This window comes from Sphingopyxis sp. A083, from assembly GCF_001468495.1.
Classification (GTDB): domain Bacteria; phylum Pseudomonadota; class Alphaproteobacteria; order Sphingomonadales; family Sphingomonadaceae; genus Sphingopyxis; species Sphingopyxis terrae.
On the sequence record NZ_LNSK01000002.1, the window covers coordinates 586491 to 605136 of the forward strand.

An 18646-nucleotide genomic window follows, 5' to 3' on the forward strand; every position below is an offset into this window, starting at 1 on the left:
CCTCCCCATGAAACTCGATTCCTCGACCGCGGCCGTTGTCACGGGCGGCGCGTCCGGTCTTGGCCGCGCAACTGCCGAAGCCCTTGCCGCCGCGGGTGTGAAGGTCGCGATCTTCGATATCAACGACGCGCTGGGCGAAGAAGTGGCACAATCGATCGGCGGCCTGTTCGTCCATGTCGATATCACCGACGAACAGTCGGTTCTCGACGGCTTTGCCAAGGCGCGCGCCGCTCATGGTCAGGAACGCATCGCGGTCCACTGCGCGATGACGTCGCGCCGCGGCAAGACGCTCGCCTATGACAAGGAAACGGGCAAATTTCTCCGGACCCCGACCGCGGATTATGAATATGGTGTCGCGGGCATATTGACTGCAAGCTACCGCATCGGATCAATCGCGGCCGAAGGCATGGCGACATTGCCCGAACTGGAAGACGGCGAACGTGGCGCAATCATCTTCACCGCCTCGGTCGCGGCGCAGGACGCGCAGATCGGTCAGGTCATCTACGGGTCGGCCAAGGCCGGGGTAAACGGCCTCGTCCTGCCGATGGCGCGCGATCTGATGGACCTCGGCATCCGGGTCAATTCGATCATGCCCGGCGTGTTCGGTACGCCGTTGCTCGGCAATATGAACCCCAAGGTCAAGGAAAGCCTCGAAGCGTCGGTCCCCTTCCCCAAGCGGCTCGGCAAGGCCGAGGAATATGCCAGCTTGGCGATGGAAATGATCCGCAACACCTATTTCAACGGCCAGGCCGTCCGCCTCGACGGCGCGATCCGCATGGCGCCCCGGTAAACCTCGCGGTGGCCGCATAGCCCCTCGTCAAGACTTTCAAGGAAGGAACATCGTCATGGCCGAAGCCTATATCATCGACGCCGTCCGCACGCCGCGCGGGATCGGCAAGCCCGGCAAGGGCGCACTGTCGCATCTTCACCCACAGCATCTCGCCGCGACCGTCCTCGCGGCGATCCGCGACCGTAATCATCTCGACACGGCAACGGTCGATGATATCGTCTGGTCGACCTCGTCGCAGAACGGCAAGCAGGGCGGCGACCTTGGCCGCATGGCGGCGCTGTCGGCTGGGTACGACACCAAGGCCAGCGGAACTACGCTCGACCGCTTCTGTGGCGGCGGCATCAGCTCGGTCAATTTCGCCGCGGCGAGCGTGATGAGCGGCATGGAAGATTGCGTCATCGCCGGCGGTACCGAGATGATGAGCTACACCACTGCCTTTGCCGCCGAGCAGGCAAACGCAGGGCTGCCGCCGCGCCTGATGGGATCGGGCCATGAAGCGCTCGACGAAATCCACCCGCAGTCGCACCAGGGCATCTGCGGCGACGCGATCGCGACGATCGAGGGCATCAGCCGCGAAGCGCTCGACGCGCTCGCGCTCGTCAGCCAACAGCGCGCCGACAGAGCGATCAAGGAAGGCCGCTTCAACAAGTCGGTCGTGCCCGTCCTGAACCCGGACGGCAGCGTTGCGCTGGACCATGAAGAGTTCCCGCGCCCCGAAACCACCGCGGAGGGCCTTGCGTCACTCAAGCCCAGCTTTGCCGCGCTCGCCGATTTCGACATGGGCGGCGGCTTCACCTTCCGGAAGCAGATCAACCGCCGCTATCCCGACCTTGAAATCCAGCATTTCCATCATGCAGGCAATTCGTCGGGCGTTGTCGACGGCGCCGCCGCGATTTTGCTGACATCCAAGGATTATGCCGACAAGCATGGCCTGAAGCCCCGCGCGCGCGTCGTCGCCTATGCCAATATCGGCGACGATCCGACGCTGATGCTCAACGCCCCGGTTCCGGCGGCCAAGAAGGTGCTCGAAAAAGCGGGACTGACCAAGGACGACATCGACGTCTGGGAAATCAACGAAGCCTTTTCGGTGGTCGCCGAAAAGTTCATCCGCGACCTCGACCTCGATCGCGAAAAGGTGAACATCAATGGCGGCGCGATGGCGCTCGGTCATCCGATCGGCGCGACCGGTTCGATCCTGATCGGCACCGCGCTCGACGAACTCGAACGCTCGGGTGGCCGCTATGGCCTCGTCACCATGTGCGCCGCGGGCGGCATGGCACCGGCCATCATCATCGAACGCATCTAAGACAATCATCGTCATTGCGACCCCGGCGAAAGCCGGGGGAAGCAATCCAGGGCGGTTTACGCCCACCTGGATTGCAGCGTCCCCCGGATCAAGTCCGGGGTCCTCGCAATGACGATGCAGGCATGGGAGACACGACATGGCCGGACCCCTCAAGGGCATCAGGATCATCGAATTTGCGGGGATCGGTCCCGGCCCCTATTGCGGGATGATGCTCGCCGACCATGGTGCGGAGGTGATCCGCATCGATCGTCCCGGCGGCTTCATGGACCCGCGCGATCCACTGTCACGCAACCGCACCTCGATCGCGCTCGACATGAAAAATCCCGACGCGGTCGCGATCGCCCGTGACCTTTGCAAGAGCGCCGACGGCATCATCGAAGGCTATCGTCCGGGCGTCATGGAGCGGCTGGGGCTCGGCCCCGAAGTCCTGCTCGCCGACAATCCCAGGCTCGTTTACGGACGCATGACCGGCTGGGGCCAATATGGCCCCTATTCGCAGGCCGCGGGGCACGACATCAACTATATCGCACTGTCCGGCGTCCTCCACACCGTTGGCCGCGCGGGAGAAAAGCCGGTGCCGCCAGTCAATTATGTAGGCGATTTCGGCGGCGGCGGCATGATGCTGGCCTTCGGCATGGCAAGCGCGCTGCTGCACGCCGCGAAGACCGGCGAGGGTCAGGTCATCGACTGCGCCATGACCGACGGGTCGGCATTGCTCGCGGGGATGAGCTGGGGCTTTTATGCCATGGGTCGGCTGCGCGACGAGCCGGGGGTGAACATGCTCGATACCGGCGCCCATTTCTACGACACCTATGCGTGCGCCGACGGCAAGTTCATCTCGATCGGCTCGATCGAGCCGCAATTCTATGCCTTGCTGCGCGAAAAGACCGGGCTCGACGCCGATCCCGCCTTCGATGCGCAGATGGACCCGTCACAGTGGGAACCGCTCAAGGACAAGCTGACAGCGCTGTTCGCGACCAAGACGCGCGACGAATGGTGCGCGCTGATGGAAATGACCGACGTGTGCTTTGCTCCCGTCCTCTCGCTCGCAGAGGCGCCGCAGCATCCGCACAATGTCGAGCGCGAAACCTTCCTCTCGGTCGGCGGCGCCACCCAGCCCGCCCCCGCTCCGCGCTATTCGGCGACGAAGGCCGACACGCCGCGTCCCGCGCCGGCGGTGGGCGCCGATGGCGACGCGGTGCTTGCCGCGCTCGGCTACGACGCCCAGCGAATCGCCGCGCTGCGCAGCGGAGGCGCGGTCCGCTGAACCGATACGGCGACCGGGCGCCGATCCGCGCCCGGCAACGCCATCTGCAACTTGCCAGAACAGACCGCGGGGCATAGCCTGTGCGCGGTACAGGAGACGTGATGATGGGCGAATTTCTGAGTGTCGAGCGGCGGGGAAAGATCGCCATCCTGACGATGATCAAGCCCGAGAGCATGAACGCCATCGGCACCCATGCCGACTGCGACGATATCGTCGACACGCTCCGCGCGCTGGGCGAGGATCGCAGCGTCAGCGCGATCATCCTTACGGGCAGCGGCAAGGCGTTCAGCGCGGGCGGCAATCTCAAGTCGATGCAGGATCGCAAGGGGATCGGCGTGCTCGATCAGCCTGATTCGACCCGCGCCAATTATCGCCGCGGCGTGCAGGCGGTGATCCGCGCGCTGATGGACTGCGAAATCCCGATGATCGCCGCGGTCAACGGCCATGCCGTCGGCCTCGGCTGCGACCTTGCCTGCACCTGCGACATCCGTATCGCGGCGGAGAGCGCCAAATTCGCCTGCAGCTTCATCAAGGTCGGCATCGTCCCCGGCGACGGCGGCGCCTGGCTGCTTCAGCGCGTCCTCGGCTATCCGCGCGCGGCCGAACTCTTCCTGACCGGCGACCGCTTCGATGCGCAGACGGCGAAGGACTATGGGCTTGTCACCGAAGTCGTCCCCGATGCCGAACTGCTCGACCGTGCGGTGGCGATCGCCGAGCGCATCGTGTGCAACCCGCCGCGCGCGCTGCGGCTCACCAAGCGGCTGCTCCGCGAGGCGCAGCACAGCCGGATGAGCGACATCCTCGAACTCAGCGCCGCCTATCAGGCGATCGTTCACGAAACCGCCGACAACCGCGAGGCGATCAACGCCTTCGTCGAAAAGCGCCCACCCGTCTTTACCGGAGAATAGCCATGATCGCCGACCGCGTCCTGCCGCTTTCGGGCATCCACAATTTCCGCGACTATGGCGGCTATGCGGTCGAGGACGGCGGACGGCTGCGGCAGGGACTGCTCTGGCGTTCGGCGCACCACGAACAAGCGACCGACGCGGATCTGGGCGCGGTCGATGCGCTGGGCCTCGAAACCGTGATCGACCTGCGCGGCGACGATGAGCGCGAAATGCATCCCTGTCGCCGCTCCGACAATTTTTCGGCGCGCGTCCTGTTCGCAGGCGGCGTCACCGCAGGGCTGGCGCCGCACCTTCAGGCAGCGGGCGGCGCGATCGACGTCGAGACGGCACGGGCACGAATGATCGATACCTATGCCGGCATGCCCTATCGCTCGGCGCTCGTCGCGACGCTGCGCCTCTATCTGGCGGCGCTCGCCGAATATGATGCGCCGAGCCTGGTGCACTGCGTCGCGGGCAAAGATCGCACCGGCTTTGCGGTCGCGATCGTCCACCGGCTCGTCGGCGTGCACGAGGATGATCTGATGCACGACTATCTGCTCACCAACACGGCGGGCAAGATCGAGGAACGCATCGCGCAAGGCGCCGCGCACATCCGCGCCCGCTATGGGGCGGAGATCAAGGACGAGGCGGTGCGCGCGCTGATGTCGGTCAATCCCGCCTATCTCGACGCCGCGCTGGCGACGGTGCGCCGCGATCATGGGGATATTCCAAGCTATGCCGAGGCGGTGCTGAATTTCACCCCCGCGATGCGCGAGGCCCTGATCGACAAGCTGGTCGTCTAGCCCCTTTCCTCAAGGGCGGATTATTCGCCCTTCACCAGCACCCCGCCCTTCACGACCGCGGCCACATGCTCGAGCCGGGCTACATCGGTGAGCGGGTCGCCATCGACCGCGATGATGTCGGCGTAGCGACCGACCGCGATCGCGCCGAGGTCGTTCGTCATGTCGAGCGCTTCGGCGCCGCTGACCGTCGCGGCGCGGATCGCCTGGAGCGGGGTCATCCCCCACTCAACCATCTTTGCGAACTGCTTGCCGTTATCGCCGTGCGGATAGACGCCGGCATCGGTGCCGAACAGCATCCGCACCCCTGCCTTCACAGCGCGCTGGAAGGTCTGGCGCTGGGCAAGGCCGATCGCCTTTTCCTTGTCGAGGCTTTCCTGTTCGGTGCCGTTGGCGGTCCCGGTCGCGAGGATATAATCGTCGTTATAGATATCCATGTCGAACCAGGTCTTGTGCTCGATGGCGAGCTTGATCGCCGCATCGCTCGCAAGGCTGGCATGTTCGATCGTATCGATGCCGGCAAGGATCGCCGTCTTGATCCCGTCGTCGCCATGCGCGTGCGCCGCGACCTTCAGCCCCAGCATATGCGCCTCGTCGGCAATCGCCTTCATCTCGTCGAAGGTCAGTTGCTGCGCGCCGACGCTGTCGCCGAGCGAAAAGACGCCGCCGGTCGCGCAGATCTTGATGACGCGCGCGCCATATTTGTGCAGCCAGCGTACCTTCGCTCGCGCCTCTTCGGGGCTGTCGATCACCGACGCCTCCTTGCGGTCCATCGAGGGCGGCAGCCCGCCGCTGTCGCAATGGCCGCCGGTCGCGCCGATCGCCCAACCCGCCGGAATGATGCGCGGCCCCTGAATGAAACCGCCCTCGATCGCCTGCTTCAGCCCGACATCCTCGAAATCGGCGGAGCCGACATTCCGTACGGTAGTGAAGCCCGCATCGAGCACTTTCTTCGCGTTGGCGACGCCGACGACGGTCCAGAAGCTGTCGGTGTAGCGCAGCCCTTGATAGCCGCCGACTTCGGCGAGCGAGGTCAGATGGACGTGCATGTCGATGAGGCCCGGCAAAAGCGTGCGATCGCCAAGGTCGATCTGCCGGACGTCGGAGCCCCAGCGCACGGTGCGCGCATCGGCGATGCCGGTAATGCGCCCGTCGGGCCCGACGAAGATCGCGGGATGCTCGACGGTCTTGCCGGTCAGCACGTCGAGATAGCGCGCCGCGGTAATCACCGTCTTCTGCGTCGCCGCCGCGTCCTGCGCCGATGCTGTCCCAACGGCGAAAAGCGCCGCCGCGCCGATCGCGATTCCCCGCAGAAAACTGCCGAACTTCACACTGGATTGCATCACGCGTCCACCCTCTGTTGCTGCCCGCAGACTTGATGGCAAAAGGCGCCCGTGTAGGACAGCGAAAATTGCGTCAGGCGGCGATTTTATGCTGCGCAAGATAGGCATAGTCGGCGCGGCATGCGTCCGCGACGGCCTGGGCCTCGGGCGACAGCGGCGCCGCCGGCTTGTCGGGCGCACCGAAGCCGGTGCTGGCCGCAACCGCGTCATACCAGTGCGACGCCCATATGCCGTCGGTGACATGGATTCCGGGTTGCCATTGCAACATGGCGGGGTCCCATTCGATGCCGAGCGCTGCGCACAATTTCTGCAGCATCGCCGCCGGATCGCGCAATATGTCGGCGCTGTCGATCACCGGCGGCGCATGGCCGAGCCGGTCGGCCTCGCGGTCGAAAAACTCGACCTGACGCGCGGTGCCGAGATGGTCGGGGCGGACCATCACGCGCTTGGCCGCATAGCTCGCGACGACGCGCGCCGGGTCGCGGATCAGGAAGGCGTGGCGAAGCCCGGGCAGATCGTGATGCGCGATCGGGCCGACCATATGGTGCGCCATATGCTTCTGATACCAGATCGGCGTGGCGGCGGGATTCGGCCCCGTCAGGGTGCGCGCCACGCTGTACCAGTCGCAGTCCATCGACGCCATGACCTGCTCCATCATCGGCTGCGGGTCGCCGGTTTGCCGCAGATAGGCGCCGTAAAAGGGTTCGTCGGTGACGAAGCTGTCGGCGCGGCTGTCAAAGCTGCGCATCATCGCGGTCGACAGGTTTCGTGGCCCCGACCACATGGCGATGCGGATGCAATCGGTCACGGTCGTCCCCGCGCCGCGACATCGGCCTCGATCAGCGCGCGATAGAGGCCCTGCAGGCGCTCGACCATCGGCCCGCGCCCCTCGGTCAGCTTGCGCCCGTCGATCGTGTGCGCCGGCACGACGCCGGCGAAGGTGCCGGTCACGAATGCCTCGTCGGCGCCATAGACATCGGTCAGCGAAAAATTCCGTTCATGGACCGCTATTCCGTTGTCGCGGCAGATGCGGATGACGTTGCCGCGCGTGATCCCGCCCAGGCAATAATCGCCGGTCGACGTCCACACCTCGCCCTTGCGGACGATGAAGAAATGGGTCGAATTGCAGGTCGCGACGAAGCCGTGCGGATCGAGCATCAGCCCCTCGTCGGCGCCCGCCTGCGCCGCCTGGATGCAGGCCGTGATGCAGTTGAGCTTGGAATGCGAATTGAGCTTCGGGTCCTGCACCGCGGGATCGCCGCGGCGGACATGGACGGTAAAGAGCGACAGCCCCTTTTCGACCGTCGCGGGCAGCGGATCCTTATATTCGGCAATGATGACGATCGTCGCGGGCGAGACGATAACGCGCGGATCCTGATAGGGGGTCGAGCGTATCCCCCGCGTCACCATCAGGCGGATGTGGCACGCGTCCATCCGGTTGGCATCGATCGTGTCGTAGAGCCGCCGTTCGAGCGCTTCGCGCGAAATGCCGATGTCCATCGCGATCGCCTTTGCGCCCTCCCACAGCCGATCGAGATGCTGGTCGAGAAAGGCCATGCGGCCGCCGTGGACGCGGATCCCCTCCCACACTCCGTCGCCGAGCATGAAGCCACTGTCGAACACCGACACGCTGGCTTCGGCGCGCGGAACGAGCGCGCCGTTGACGTTGATGAGGATCGCGTCGTTGCGCGGATCGGGGACGAAGTCGTGCGTGCCTTGTGCCATCATTCCAACCTAGCCGCTTGGACGGCGCTGTCGAGCGGTCATGCCGGCCCGGCGCGCTCCGAACGCGCCCACCACGCCGCCGCCAGCGCGAAAGCCGCGCCGAGCAGGGTGCCGCCGACGACATCGCTCGGCCAATGCACGCCGAGCATGATGCGCGAGAGGCCGGTGAGGCCGATCATCAGCATCGCGAAGGTCCATGCTGGCCGCCGCCATCGCACCGGCGCAAGCAGTGCCAGCGTCAGGTAGAGCGCCGCCGCGCTGGTGGCGTGGCCGCTGGGGTAGGAGGCGCTGCTGACATGATCGAGATGGGCGATCAGGTCGGGGCGCGGGCGATCGAAGGCGGCCTTGAGCAGGCTCGATGCGATGTTGGCGAACAACACCGCAGCCACGATCGCCAGCGCCGGACGCCGCCCGCCCCGATAGCGCACCGCCGCCGCGATCAGGCCGACCAGCACCCAGCGCGGCGTACCGCCGCCGATCCAGCTTATCGCCTGCATGAAGGCAATCAGCGGCGGGGGACCGGCGCCATCGGGCCAGGTAAGATGCCGCGCGATCGCGGCGTCAAGGGCCGTGACATGATCGGCGCGAGTCAACAGGCCGAGCGCCAGCACCGCGACAGCAAGCATCACGACGATGACCGCCCTGTTCCGCAAACGCGCCGGTGGCTGCGCCACGATCAGGCTTGCCTCGCCCGATCGTCGGCGGGCTTTCGCCATGCCTCGAGATAGGTGGCGAAGCGGCGCAATTGTTCGGTGCCGCCGTCGACATCATTGTCCATCAGCCGCAACACGCCCGGCCCCTGATCGGTGCGATAGGCGAGATAGAGTCCGTGCCGGAAACGCGCCCCCATTCCAACCGATACGGAAAGATCGCCCGGAAAGCGATCGGCGCGGTCGACGAGAAGCTGCGTGATGTCGCGCGCATCGAGCGACCCGATACCCGCATCGTGCAGCAGATCGGAATAGAGGCGCCCGTTCTCGATCCTGACCGCAACGCGCGCGGTGGCCGCCCGCCTCCCATGTCGCGCCGCATAGAAGAGGCAGCCGCATCCGGCCCCGATCAGCACGATCATATGCAACGGTGCCAGCGGATCGCGCCGTGGCGCCGGCGCGGGCCACAAGCCGCCGGCGAGAGGCACTGGCGGCGGCGGGGCGTGGGCGTCGTCGTACATCAACCCGGCCACAACGAAAGCCACGACCGCAAAGGCAAGGAAGAGCAAGGCCTTCCCGCTATTGCCGCCGCGCGAATAGTGAAGGATCGACGGGTTCAAGCGCGATCAGATATGCAGCGCCCGTCCATAGGCGCCCAGCACCGCTTCGTGCATCGTCTCGCTGATCGTAGGGTGCGGATAGACGGTGTGCATGAAATCCTGTTCGACCAGTTCGGCGGTCTTGCCGACGGTATAGCCCTGGATCATCTCGGTCACTTCGGCGCCGACCATATGCGCGCCGAGCAGTTCGCCGGTCTTGGCATCGAACACGGTCTTCACGAACCCTTCGACCTCGCCGAGCGCGATCGCCTTGCCGTTGCCGATGAAGGGGAAATTGCCGACCTTGACGTCATAGCCCGCTTCCCTGGCCTTCGCCTCGGTCAGCCCGACGCTGGCGATCTGGGGGTGGCAATAAGTGCAGCCGGGGATGTTCTTCGCATCCATCGGATGCGGGTGCGCGTCCTTGTTGCCCAGTTCCTTCGCAATCGCCTCGGCCGCGATCACGCCTTCGTGGCTGGCCTTGTGCGCGAGCCACGGCGGCGCGGTGACATCGCCGATCGCCCACAGGCCCTTCACATTGGTGCGGCAATAGGGATCGGTGTCGATATGCCCCTTCGCCGTTTTGACGCCGAGCGCTTCGAGGCCGATATTTTCGGTGTTGGGAACGATGCCGATGGCGACGATGGCGTGGCTGTAGTCGCCCGCCTGAACCTTGCCGTCCTTCGTCTTGATCTTCGCCGAAACGCCGCTCGCGGTCGCTTTCAACTCCTCGACACCGGCGCCGGTCAGGATCGTCATGCCCTGCTTCTTCAGCGATTTTTCGAGGAAGCTCGACACGTCGGCATCCTCGACAGGGACGATGCGGTCGAGCATTTCAACCACCGTCACCTCGGCGCCCATGTCGTTGTAGAAGCTTGCGAACTCGATCCCGATCGCGCCCGATCCGATGACGAGCAGCTTCTTCGGCATTTCGGCCGGCGTCATCGCGTGGCGATAGGTCCAGACGCGCTTGCCGTCGGCGGGCGCGAAAGGCAGGTCGCGCGCGCGGGCGCCGGTCGCGACGATGATATGCTTGGCGGTCAGCGTCTCGCTGCCCTTCTCGCCCTTCACTTCGACCTTCCCCGCACCGGCGAGCTTGCCGTCGCCCATATGAACCGCGATCTTGTTCTTCTTCATCAGGTGCGTGACGCCCTGATTGAGCTGTTTCGCGACCCCGCGCGACCGCTTCACCACCGCGTCGAGATCGGCACTGATGCTCGCGGCGGCGAGGCCGTAATCCTTGGCATGGCTCATATAGTGAAAGATCTCGGCCGATCGCAGCAGCGCCTTCGTGGGAATACAGCCCCAGTTGAGGCAGATGCCGCCCAGATTCTCGCGCTCGACGATCGCGGTCTTCAACCCAAGCTGCGCCGCGCGGATCGCCGCGACATAACCGCCGGGGCCCGAACCGAGGACGATGAGGTCGTAATTTTCAGCCATGTTACGCCACCAGTCCGAGCGGGTTTTCGACGATCTGCTTGAACGCCTGCATCAGTTGCGCCCCATCCGCCCCATCGATGGCGCGGTGGTCGAAGCTGCCCGTGGCCGACATCACAGTCGCGATGGCGAGCGCGTCATCGACGACATAAGGCCGCTTCTCGCCCGCGCCGATCGCCATGATCATGCCCTGCGGCGGGTTGATGACCGCCTCGAACTGCTTGATGCCGAACATGCCCATGTTCGACAGGCTGGCGGTGCCGCCCTGATATTCGTGCGGCTGGAGCTTGCCTTCCTTGGCGCGGCCCGCAAGTTCCTTCATCTCGGTCGAAATCTTGCTGACCGACTTGTCGTCGGCGCCGACGATGATCGGGGTGATCAGGCCAGCCGGCACGCTGACCGCGACCGAGATGTCGGCGCGTTCGTAGCTGATGAGCTGATCGCCGGCGAAGCTGACATTGCATTTCGGCACCTGGACCAGCGCCTTTGCCAGCGCCTTGATCAGCAGGTCGTTGACGCTGAGCTTGACGCCCTGCGGCTCGAGTGCCGCGTTGAGTTCGCCGCGCAGCTTGAGCAATTTGTCGAGCTGGACATCGACCGTCAGATAGATGTGCGGCACCTCCTGCTTCGACTGGGTCAGGCGGCGCGCGATCGTCTTGCGCATATTGCTGAGCTTTTCGGTGCTGTGCGGGATGTCGGTTTCGAACGGCTGCGCGGGGGCGGGCGCAGCGGCGGGCGCAGGGCTGGGCGCGGCCGCGCTTGCCGGGGCGGCGGTCGACGCAGCAGCGCCTTCGAGGTCGGCCTTAACGATGCGGCCGCCGGGTCCGCTGCCGGTCAGCGCAGCGAGATCGATGCCCTTGTCGGCGGCGATGCGCTTGGCGAGCGGGCTCGCCTTGATCCGCTCGCCCTGCGCGGCAGGGGCCGGGGCGGCGGTCGGCGCCGGAGCGGGTGTAGCCGCGGGTGCAGCCGCGGGAGCAGGCGCGGGGTCGGCCTTGGCGGCAGGCGCCGGTGCAGGTGCAGGCGTAGGCGCAACCTTGGCGCTGCCCGCATCCTCGTCCTCGCTGGCGATAACGGCGATCACGGTGCCGACCTTCACATTGTCGGTGCCTTCGGGGATCAGGATTTGCGCGATCGTGCCTTCATCGACCGCTTCGAATTCCATCGTCGCCTTGTCGGTTTCGATTTCGGCCAAAAGGTCACCTGACTGGACGCTGTCCCCCTCCTTCACCAGCCATTTGGCGAGGGTCCCTTCCTCCATCGTCGGCGAAAGGGCGGGCATCTTCAGTTCAATCGGCATCGTCGCTTTTGTCCCTGTCAGTCTCGCAGGCGCAGGCCTGCCGCTACGGATTCGTCCTCGTCATAAGCGCATCGCGGGTCAAGGTCTATCGGGCGGAACTTGCCTTTCATACGAATGTGACGCACTGTCCGCTCGCAAAAGGCATAGCGGGGGCCGGGGCATGCGCACCTATCTGGTGGTTATCGACGACAGTCCGGAGGCGACGCTGGCGCTGCGCTTTGCGGCGCGGCGCGCGGCGCGCACGGGCGGCGGCGTGATGGTGCTGGCGATCGTGCCGCCGCAGGATTTTGTCGCTTTCGGAGGGGTCCAGGCGACGATCGAGGCCGAAGCGCGCGAACATGCCGAAGAACTGGTCGCCGCCGCCGCCGATGCGATCGCGCAGGAAGCGAATGTGACGCCGCAGATCATGGTCAAATCGGGCAAGCCGGCCGAGATCGTGCGCGACGTGATCGGCGCGAACGACGAGATCGCGGCGCTCGTCCTTGCCACAGCCGCGAGCGGAGCGCCGGGCCCGCTGGTGGCGCATTTCACCGGGCACGACGCGGGAACGCTGCCATGCCCGGTGATGCTGGTTCCGGGCGCGATCGACCTCGCCCGGCTCGACGCGCTTAGTTAGGCCGCCGCAGCGCGCGGGAGCGCCGCCGCGCCCTTCGCTTCGAACAGCGCGAGTTCGAGAACAACAACCGCCTGCACGATCAGGATTGCGATGCCGGTCCAGCTCATCTGGCCCGCGAACATCGCCAGCACCGCAAAACTCGCCGCGACCCAGCCGAGATTGCCGATGGCGATCAGATTGGAGAGCGCGCGGCTCGGGTTCTTCTGCCCGGCAACGAACAGCATCAGCGCCGCCGACGGCAACCCGATCCAGCCCGCGGCCGCGACAAGACCGGTCGGCAGACCGAGCAGCGCCGCGACCGGCGCGGTCGCGAACACGCACGCCAGGAACAGGATGCTGCAGGTAATCGCATCGATGACGAGGCTGTTCTTGAGATTGAAATAGGACATGACGGATTCTCCTTTCGAACCCCTCCTGAATGGCGCCGCGAGGTCATCGCGTCGATTACGCGCCAGGTAATGGAAATCGCGCACCGCCATCGCTAACCAGAGGCAAAAGGAGACAGGCGATGCAGATAGTGCCGCTCGGCGAGCAGCTTCGCGAATGGCGCGCGCGGCGCCGGATGAGTCAGATGGACCTCGCCCTCGACAGCGAGATTTCGACCCGCCACCTGAGTTTCATCGAAACCGGACGCTCGAAGCCGAGCGCCGCGATGATCCAGCGCATCGCCGATTGTCTGGAGGTGCCGCACCGCGCGCGCAACGCGATGCTGCTCGCCGCCGGATACGCCCCCGATTATCGCGAGCGCCCGCTCGACAGCCCCGAAATGACCGGGATGAAGGCCATTGTCGACCATGTGCTGAAAGGGCACGCGCCCTATCCCGCGCTCGCGGTCGATCGGCACTGGAACATGGTCGCCGCGAACGACGCCATCGCGATCCTGACCGCCGCCGTCCCCCCCGCCCTGCTCGAACCGCCGGTCAACGTGCTGCGCATCGCGCTCCACCCCGAGGGGCTGGCGCCGCAGATCGTCAACCATGCCGAATGGCGCGCGCATATCCTCCACCGGCTGGATCAACAGATCGAGGCGAGCGCCGATGCGGGGCTCGCAGCGCTGCGCAACGAACTTGCAGGCTATCCCGCGCGGTCGGGCGATCAGCCCGCTCCGCCCGCAAGCAGCATCGCGGTCCCGCTGATCGTCGACACCGCCGCCGGGCGGATCGGCTTCGTCTCGACCGTGACGATCTTCGGAACGCCCGTCGATATCACCCTGTCCGAACTGGCGATCGAGGCCTTTTTTCCTGCCGATGCCGAGAGCGCGGCGTTGCTGCAGCGACTGGCGACGGAGCCATAGGCTTCGTCAGTGCAAGGAGCCGAAGGCAAGGAGGCAATCTCCGGCTTTCCGCGTTGCGGAAGGTGGCACGCTGGAGATTGCTTCGTCGCTGCGCTCCTCGCAATGACGCGGGACGATTATCGGCGCTTGCCTTGATGGCGGATATTGCCGGGCCGTCCGCGTTTACCGACCGCATGCTTGCCCGCCTTCTTCACACCGTCGCGGCGCGGCGGTCGATTGCGGAAGCCGCCTTCGGGCGCGTCGGGCAATTCGAAGCGCAGCGCGCCGCTGACGGGGTTCGCTTCCAGCAGTCTGAGGTCGAGCCGCTGGCCGACGCTATAGCTGACCCGGCCATGCTCGCTGTCGAGCGTCCGCGCGGCTTCGTCGTAGAAAAACCGCTCGCTGCCGAGCATCGAGACCGGCACCAGCCCGTCGCCGCCGAGGCCATCGACGGTCGCGAAGAAGCCGAACGGCTGCACCCCCGTTATCCGCGCCGGCACGATTTCACCAACCTTGCCGGCGAGATAAGCAGCGACATAGCGGTCGACCGTCTCGCGCTCGGCCTCCATCGCGCGGCGTTCGAGCCCGCTGATCGCCTCGCCGATGCGCGAAAAACCCTTTTGGTCGGCCTCGCCGAGCCCGCTGCGCTCGGGCAGGCCCTTGGGCTTGCCGGGCACTTCGAGACGATAGCTGTCGACCAGCGCCCGGTGGACGAGCAGATCGGCATAGCGGCGGATCGGTGAGGTGAAATGCGCGTAGCTGCCAAGCGCGAGGCCGAAATGGCCCGCATTGGCGGGGCCATAATAGGCCTGTGTCTGACTGCGCAGGATCGCCTCCATGATTTCCGGCAATCGGTCGTCGCCCGAAAAGCCGTCGATCAGGCGGTTGAACACCGCCGGCGTGATCACCTGTCCCAGCGCGAAGCTTTGTTCGAAGCTTTCGAGATATTCCTTCAGGCTGACCAGCTTTTCGCGGCTCGGCGGTTCGTGGATGCGATACATCACCGGCGATTTCTTCGCCTCGAGCGCCTTCGCCGCCGCGACATTGGCCGCGATCATATAATCCTCGATCAACCGGTGCGCGTCGAGCCGTTCGCGCACGCGTATTTCGGCGATATTGCCCTGCACGTCGAGAATCACCTGCCGTTCGGGCAGATCGAGGTCGAGCGGCGAGCGCGCCGCGCGCGCCTTGGCGAGCAAGGTCCAGCAGCCCCAGAGGTGGCGGAGCGCCGGCAGCACGTCGGCGTCCCAGCCTTCGTCGGGCGCGTCCGCATCATAGGCTGCCTGCGCGCGTTCATAGGCAATGTTGGCGCGCAGCCGCACCAGCGCGCGGGTGAAACGCCATGACGTCAGCTTGCCATGCTTGTCGACGGTCAGGTGGCACGCCATCGCCGCGCGGTCCTGCCCTGCTTTCAGCGAGCAGACGCCCGCCGACAGTGTTTCGGGCAGCATCGGAACGACGCGGTCAGGGAAATAGACGCTGTTGCCGCGGCGCCGCGCCTCGCGGTCGAGCGCACCGTCGGGGCGGACATAATAGCTGACGTCGGCGATCGCGACGATCGCCTTCCACCCACCCTTGTTGCCGGGATCCTCGTCAGGGATCGCCCACACCGCGTCGTCATGGTCGCGCGCATCGGCGGGGTCGATCGCGACGATCGGCAGATCGCGCAGATCCTCGCGCCCCTCGGGCGTCAGCGGCAGCGTCGCTGCGCGCTCGGCCTCGGCGAGCGTCTCGTCGCTGAACACATGCGGGATATCGTGCTTCGCAATCGCGATCATGCTGAGCGAGCGCGGGGCGAAAGGGTCGCCGATGCGGTCGATCACGCGCGCCTTGGTCGCCGGGCCGCGTCCCGACAGTTCCGCCCGGACCAGGTCGCCGATTGCCGCATCTCCCATGTCCGCCACGGCGAAGTCGAACCGCGCGCGCTTGTCGGCGGGGCGCAGCCAGGTCATCGGCTTGCCGCCGGGGCCGGTATCGGCAACGAGCACGCCGATCACGCTTTCACCGCCCGACTGGAGCTTTTTCATGGGATGCGCGACATGGCCGGTGCCGCGCTCCTCGGTGCGGGCAAGGATACGGTCGCCGACGCCGAGCGCACTCTTGCGGCCCTTTTCCATCACGCGAAGGCGCGGCGCCGGGCCGCTCCCTTCCCAGCGGTCGGGTACCGCCCAGACCGTATCGCCCTCGACCGCGGCAACGCGCAGCACGGTGACTTTGGGAAGGCCGCCATGCTTGTGGAACGCCCGCCCCGGGGCCATGTCGACGACGCCTTCGTCGGTCATGTCCTTGAGCAGCGCCTTCAGCGCGATCTTGTCGGCACCGCGCAGCGCGAAATGCTTGGCAATCTCGCGCTTGCCGACCGCACCGGGGCTGTCCTGAATGAAGCGCAGGATCTGCTCGCGCGAGGGGAGACCCGCCGGCTGCGGCCGCTTCGGCGCCTTTGCCAATTAATAGGTCCGCCCGATGAGCACGCGTTCGACCGCGGGCTCGCCGGTGAAGAAGCAGGCGCCGTCGGCGGGCGCGGCGTCGAGGGGAGTGTTACGCATCGTCAGCTTCAACGCTTTCAACTGCTCAACGATCCCTTCGAGCGCGGCGCCCGTCGGGCGCGACCATTGCACCTCGGCCCAGCCGACGAATTTGTCGTCACCGCCGAAATGCGCCGCAAGGTCGGTGACGTCCCGGCGGATGTTGGCGTCGAGGCGCGCCTTCGCGTCGGCATAAAGCCCCTGCTGGATCGCCTGAAGAATGGTCGCGGCTTCGGCGACGAAGGCGTCTTTCGCGACGAAGGCGGTGTCGAGCTTGCCGCTCTCCTGATACAATCGGTCGCGGCGGATGACCGCGACATTGCCGCCCGCGACGTCGCGCGGGCCGACCTCGACGATGATCGGCGCGCCCTTCTTGACCCAGCCCCAGCGCTTGGTCTGCGCCTTGTTCGCGCCGGTGTCGAGCAGCACGCGCACCGGTTCGCGGAACGCGTCGAGCGCCTTCAGCTTCATCTCGAGGTCGCGGCAATAATCAAGGATCGCGGCATCCTCTTCATTGTCGCGCAGCATCGGCACGATGACGATCTGGTGCGGCGCGATGCGCGGCGGACAGCGGAGGCCATCGTCGTCGCCATGCGTCATGATGACGCCACCGATCATGCGCGTCGACACGCCCCAGCTCGTCGTGTGGCAAAGGCTGTGGCCGCCATCCTTGTCCTGATAGCGGATATTTGCCGCCTCGGCGAAGCCGGTGCCGAGATAGTGCGAGGTGCCGGCCTGCAGCGCCTTGCCGTCCTGCATCATCGCCTCGATAGAATAGGTCGCGACGGCGCCCGGAAAACGCTCGTTTTCGGGCTTTTCACCGGCGACCACCGGCATGGCGAGGACGTCCTCGGCAAAACTGCGGTACATTTCGAGCGCGCGCAGCGTCTCGGTCATCGCATCGCCTTCGTCGGCGTGCGCCGTATGGCCTTCCTGCCACAGAAATTCGCTGGTGCGCAGGAACATGCGCGTGCGCATTTCCCAGCGCACGACGTTCGCCCACTGATTGACTTTGAGCGGCAGATCGCGCCAGCTCTGCACCCAGCGGCTCATCGCGGCGCCGATCACGGTTTCCGAGGTCGGGCGAACGATCAGCGGCTCCTCGAGCTTCGCCTCGGGGTCGGGGACCAGCTTGCCCTTGCCGTCACCGATCAGTCGGTGATGCGTGACGACCGCCATTTCCTTCGCGAAACCATCGACATGGTCGGCTTCCTTCTCAAAGAAGCTCAAGGGAATGAAAAGCGGGAAATAGCAGTTCTGCACCCCCGCATCCTTGATCGCGGCGTCCATTACCGTCTGAATCCGTTCCCAGATGCCATAGCCCCACGGCTTGATGACCATGCAGCCGCGTACGCCCGATTCCTCGGCAAGATCGGCTTCGGCAATGACATCCTGATACCAGGCCGCGAAGTCGGCCTGACGGGTTACGCTGAGCGCATGCTTGATCATCTGTCCTGTTTTCTGTGCTGGGGGCGGGAGAGGCCCCGATGTGTCACTTCTTTTTGGCGAGCTCGGCCTTGAGGTCGGCGATTTCGGCCTTGAGCGCGGCAATTTCGGCATCCCTGGCCTTGCCGCCGCCGACACCCGGGATGAAGGCGCCCGCCGCCTGCTGGAACATTTCCATGTTGCGGCGCGTCAGCTCGGCGAGCGGGTTCGATCCCAGCGCGCCCTCGAACGCGGCACGCACATCCTGCTGATTCTTGCGGAACGCGGTCATCGACGCTTCCAGATATTGCGGCACCATCGACTGCATCTTGTCGCCGTACATGCCGATCAGGTGGCGCAGGAAATTGACCGGCAGCAGCGTTTCGCCGCGCGTTTCGGTGTCCATGATGATCTGGGTGAGCACATTGTGCGTGATATCGTCACCGCTTTTGGCATCGACCACCCGAAATTCGCGCCCCTCGCGCACCATGGCGCCCAGATCGTCGAGCGTGATGTAACAGCTGCGTTCGGTGTCATAGAGCCGCCGGTTCGCATATTTCTTGATCGTAACGACGTCGCCCTCGGCGGTCGTCTTGGACTTGGCCATGCTGCGGCGGCTCCTCTTCCGGCGCGGCGCGCGATCGCTTGCCGCGGCGCCGATGTGACAAAGTCCGGCATTAGCATCAATCCATGACGCGCCGCAACA

Annotated in this window: 18 protein-coding genes; 7 read left to right on the plus strand and 11 right to left on the minus strand. The window is 65.7% G+C overall.

Going from position 1 to position 18646, the window contains the following annotated elements; genetic code table 11:
- Positions 1–7: 7 nt before the first annotated feature.
- The 5 genes from ATE59_RS06945 to ATE59_RS06965 all read left to right on the plus strand — a co-directional run bounded on the left by ATE59_RS06945 (position 8) and on the right by ATE59_RS06965 (position 5053).
- Positions 8–790, plus strand: coding sequence for an SDR family NAD(P)-dependent oxidoreductase (locus ATE59_RS06945; protein ID WP_058811706.1), 783 nt, complete (start codon positions 8–10; stop codon positions 788–790).
- A 55-nt stretch (positions 791–845) separates the two neighbouring features.
- Positions 846–2096: an acetyl-CoA C-acetyltransferase gene (locus ATE59_RS06950; RefSeq protein WP_058811707.1), complete on the plus strand. Its 1251-nt coding sequence runs from the start codon at positions 846–848 to the stop codon at positions 2094–2096.
- 136 nt (positions 2097–2232) lie between these two features.
- A complete protein-coding gene (locus ATE59_RS06955; protein WP_058811708.1) occupies positions 2233–3363 on the plus strand; it encodes a CaiB/BaiF CoA transferase family protein in 1131 nt (376 codons plus the stop codon).
- Between the two features lie 104 nt (positions 3364–3467).
- Positions 3468–4271 (plus strand): crotonase/enoyl-CoA hydratase family protein, encoded by an 804-nt coding sequence (locus tag ATE59_RS06960; RefSeq protein ID WP_003051289.1) that lies wholly within the window; start codon positions 3468–3470, stop codon positions 4269–4271.
- 2 nt (positions 4272–4273) lie between these two features.
- Entirely contained in the window at positions 4274–5053 is a 780-nt protein-coding gene (locus ATE59_RS06965) for a tyrosine-protein phosphatase (RefSeq protein WP_058811709.1), read from the plus strand.
- A gap of 20 nt (positions 5054–5073) precedes the next feature.
- Here the strand turns inward: ATE59_RS06965 and ATE59_RS06970 are convergent, their stop codons facing one another.
- From ATE59_RS06970 to ATE59_RS07000, 7 genes are all read right to left on the minus strand, one after another.
- On the minus strand, positions 5074–6393 hold the full coding sequence (locus ATE59_RS06970; RefSeq protein WP_082657331.1) for a Xaa-Pro dipeptidase: 1320 nt from the start codon (positions 6391–6393) through the stop codon (positions 5074–5076).
- Positions 6394–6466: 73 nt separating this feature from the next.
- Positions 6467–7201, minus strand: a complete 735-nt coding sequence (locus ATE59_RS06975) for a sulfotransferase family protein (RefSeq protein WP_082657332.1) — start codon at positions 7199–7201, stop codon at positions 6467–6469.
- The gene (locus ATE59_RS06980; RefSeq protein WP_197409140.1) at positions 7198–8121 is read right to left on the minus strand and encodes an aminotransferase class IV; all 924 of its coding nucleotides are present in this window, start codon (positions 8119–8121) and stop codon (positions 7198–7200) included. The genes ATE59_RS06975 and ATE59_RS06980 overlap by 4 nt, the downstream gene beginning before the upstream one ends.
- 35 nt (positions 8122–8156) lie before the next feature.
- The gene (locus ATE59_RS06985) at positions 8157–8834 is read right to left on the minus strand and encodes a phosphatase PAP2 family protein (RefSeq protein ID WP_058811712.1); all 678 of its coding nucleotides are present in this window, start codon (positions 8832–8834) and stop codon (positions 8157–8159) included.
- Positions 8795–9313: a hypothetical protein gene (locus ATE59_RS06990; RefSeq protein WP_156416727.1), complete on the minus strand. Its 519-nt coding sequence runs from the start codon at positions 9311–9313 to the stop codon at positions 8795–8797. Before ATE59_RS06990 ends, ATE59_RS06985 begins: the two co-directional genes overlap by 40 nt.
- Positions 9314–9394: 81 nt before the next feature.
- The gene (gene lpdA / locus ATE59_RS06995; RefSeq protein WP_058811716.1) at positions 9395–10807 is read right to left on the minus strand and encodes a dihydrolipoyl dehydrogenase; all 1413 of its coding nucleotides are present in this window, start codon (positions 10805–10807) and stop codon (positions 9395–9397) included.
- Position 10808: 1 nt separating this feature from the next.
- On the minus strand, positions 10809–12101 hold the full coding sequence (locus ATE59_RS07000; RefSeq protein ID WP_058811718.1) for a pyruvate dehydrogenase complex dihydrolipoamide acetyltransferase: 1293 nt from the start codon (positions 12099–12101) through the stop codon (positions 10809–10811).
- 160 nt (positions 12102–12261) lie between these two features.
- On the opposite strand from ATE59_RS07000, the gene ATE59_RS07005 reads away from it, so the two are divergent.
- The gene (locus tag ATE59_RS07005; protein WP_003051267.1) at positions 12262–12717 is read left to right on the plus strand and encodes a universal stress protein; all 456 of its coding nucleotides are present in this window, start codon (positions 12262–12264) and stop codon (positions 12715–12717) included.
- On the opposite strand, the gene ATE59_RS07010 is transcribed toward ATE59_RS07005, so the two are convergent.
- Positions 12714–13106: a hypothetical protein gene (locus ATE59_RS07010; RefSeq protein WP_058811720.1), complete on the minus strand. Its 393-nt coding sequence runs from the start codon at positions 13104–13106 to the stop codon at positions 12714–12716. The genes ATE59_RS07005 and ATE59_RS07010 overlap by 4 nt on opposite strands.
- Before the next feature lie 119 nt (positions 13107–13225).
- Between ATE59_RS07010 and ATE59_RS07015 the strand changes: the two genes are divergently transcribed.
- The gene (locus ATE59_RS07015) at positions 13226–14011 is read left to right on the plus strand and encodes a helix-turn-helix domain-containing protein (RefSeq protein WP_058811722.1); all 786 of its coding nucleotides are present in this window, start codon (positions 13226–13228) and stop codon (positions 14009–14011) included.
- 116 nt (positions 14012–14127) lie between these two features.
- On the opposite strand, the gene ATE59_RS07020 is transcribed toward ATE59_RS07015, so the two are convergent.
- From ATE59_RS07020 to phaR, 3 genes are read right to left on the minus strand one after another with little or no spacing between them, the layout of a single operon-like run.
- Positions 14128–16437: a ribonuclease R family protein gene (locus ATE59_RS07020; protein ID WP_058811723.1), complete on the minus strand. Its 2310-nt coding sequence runs from the start codon at positions 16435–16437 to the stop codon at positions 14128–14130.
- Complete coding sequence (proS, locus tag ATE59_RS07025; RefSeq protein ID WP_058811725.1) at positions 16438–17964, minus strand: proline--tRNA ligase; 1527 nt, start codon at positions 17962–17964, stop codon at positions 16438–16440.
- A gap of 43 nt (positions 17965–18007) precedes the next feature.
- On the minus strand, positions 18008–18547 hold the full coding sequence (gene phaR, locus ATE59_RS07030; RefSeq protein ID WP_003051252.1) for a polyhydroxyalkanoate synthesis repressor PhaR: 540 nt from the start codon (positions 18545–18547) through the stop codon (positions 18008–18010).
- Positions 18548–18646 lie beyond the last annotated feature (99 nt).

Excerpts from the sequence above, each read along its gene's own strand:
- ATE59_RS06945 (WP_058811706.1), top strand. The coding sequence starts at position 8 with ATGAAACTCGATTCCTCGACCGCGGCCGTTGTCACGGGCGGCGCGTCC.
- ATE59_RS06950 (WP_058811707.1), top strand. The coding sequence starts at position 846 with ATGGCCGAAGCCTATATCATCGACGCCGTCCGCACGCCGCGCGGGATC.
- ATE59_RS06955 (WP_058811708.1), top strand. The coding sequence starts at position 2,233 with ATGGCCGGACCCCTCAAGGGCATCAGGATCATCGAATTTGCGGGGATC.
- ATE59_RS06960 (WP_003051289.1), top strand. The coding sequence starts at position 3,468 with ATGGGCGAATTTCTGAGTGTCGAGCGGCGGGGAAAGATCGCCATCCTG.
- ATE59_RS06965 (WP_058811709.1), top strand. The coding sequence starts at position 4,274 with ATGATCGCCGACCGCGTCCTGCCGCTTTCGGGCATCCACAATTTCCGC.
- ATE59_RS06970 (WP_082657331.1), bottom strand. The coding sequence starts at position 6,393 with ATGCAATCCAGTGTGAAGTTCGGCAGTTTTCTGCGGGGAATCGCGATC.
- ATE59_RS06980 (WP_197409140.1), bottom strand. The coding sequence starts at position 8,121 with ATGATGGCACAAGGCACGCACGACTTCGTCCCCGATCCGCGCAACGAC.
- ATE59_RS06985 (WP_058811712.1), bottom strand. The coding sequence starts at position 8,834 with ATGGCGAAAGCCCGCCGACGATCGGGCGAGGCAAGCCTGATCGTGGCG.
- lpdA (WP_058811716.1), bottom strand. The coding sequence starts at position 10,807 with ATGGCTGAAAATTACGACCTCATCGTCCTCGGTTCGGGCCCCGGCGGT.
- ATE59_RS07000 (WP_058811718.1), bottom strand. The coding sequence starts at position 12,101 with ATGCCGATTGAACTGAAGATGCCCGCCCTTTCGCCGACGATGGAGGAA.
- ATE59_RS07005 (WP_003051267.1), top strand. The coding sequence starts at position 12,262 with ATGCGCACCTATCTGGTGGTTATCGACGACAGTCCGGAGGCGACGCTG.
- ATE59_RS07010 (WP_058811720.1), bottom strand. The coding sequence starts at position 13,106 with ATGTCCTATTTCAATCTCAAGAACAGCCTCGTCATCGATGCGATTACC.
- ATE59_RS07015 (WP_058811722.1), top strand. The coding sequence starts at position 13,226 with ATGCAGATAGTGCCGCTCGGCGAGCAGCTTCGCGAATGGCGCGCGCGG.
- proS (WP_058811725.1), bottom strand. The coding sequence starts at position 17,964 with ATGATCAAGCATGCGCTCAGCGTAACCCGTCAGGCCGACTTCGCGGCC.
- phaR (WP_003051252.1), bottom strand. The coding sequence starts at position 18,547 with ATGGCCAAGTCCAAGACGACCGCCGAGGGCGACGTCGTTACGATCAAG.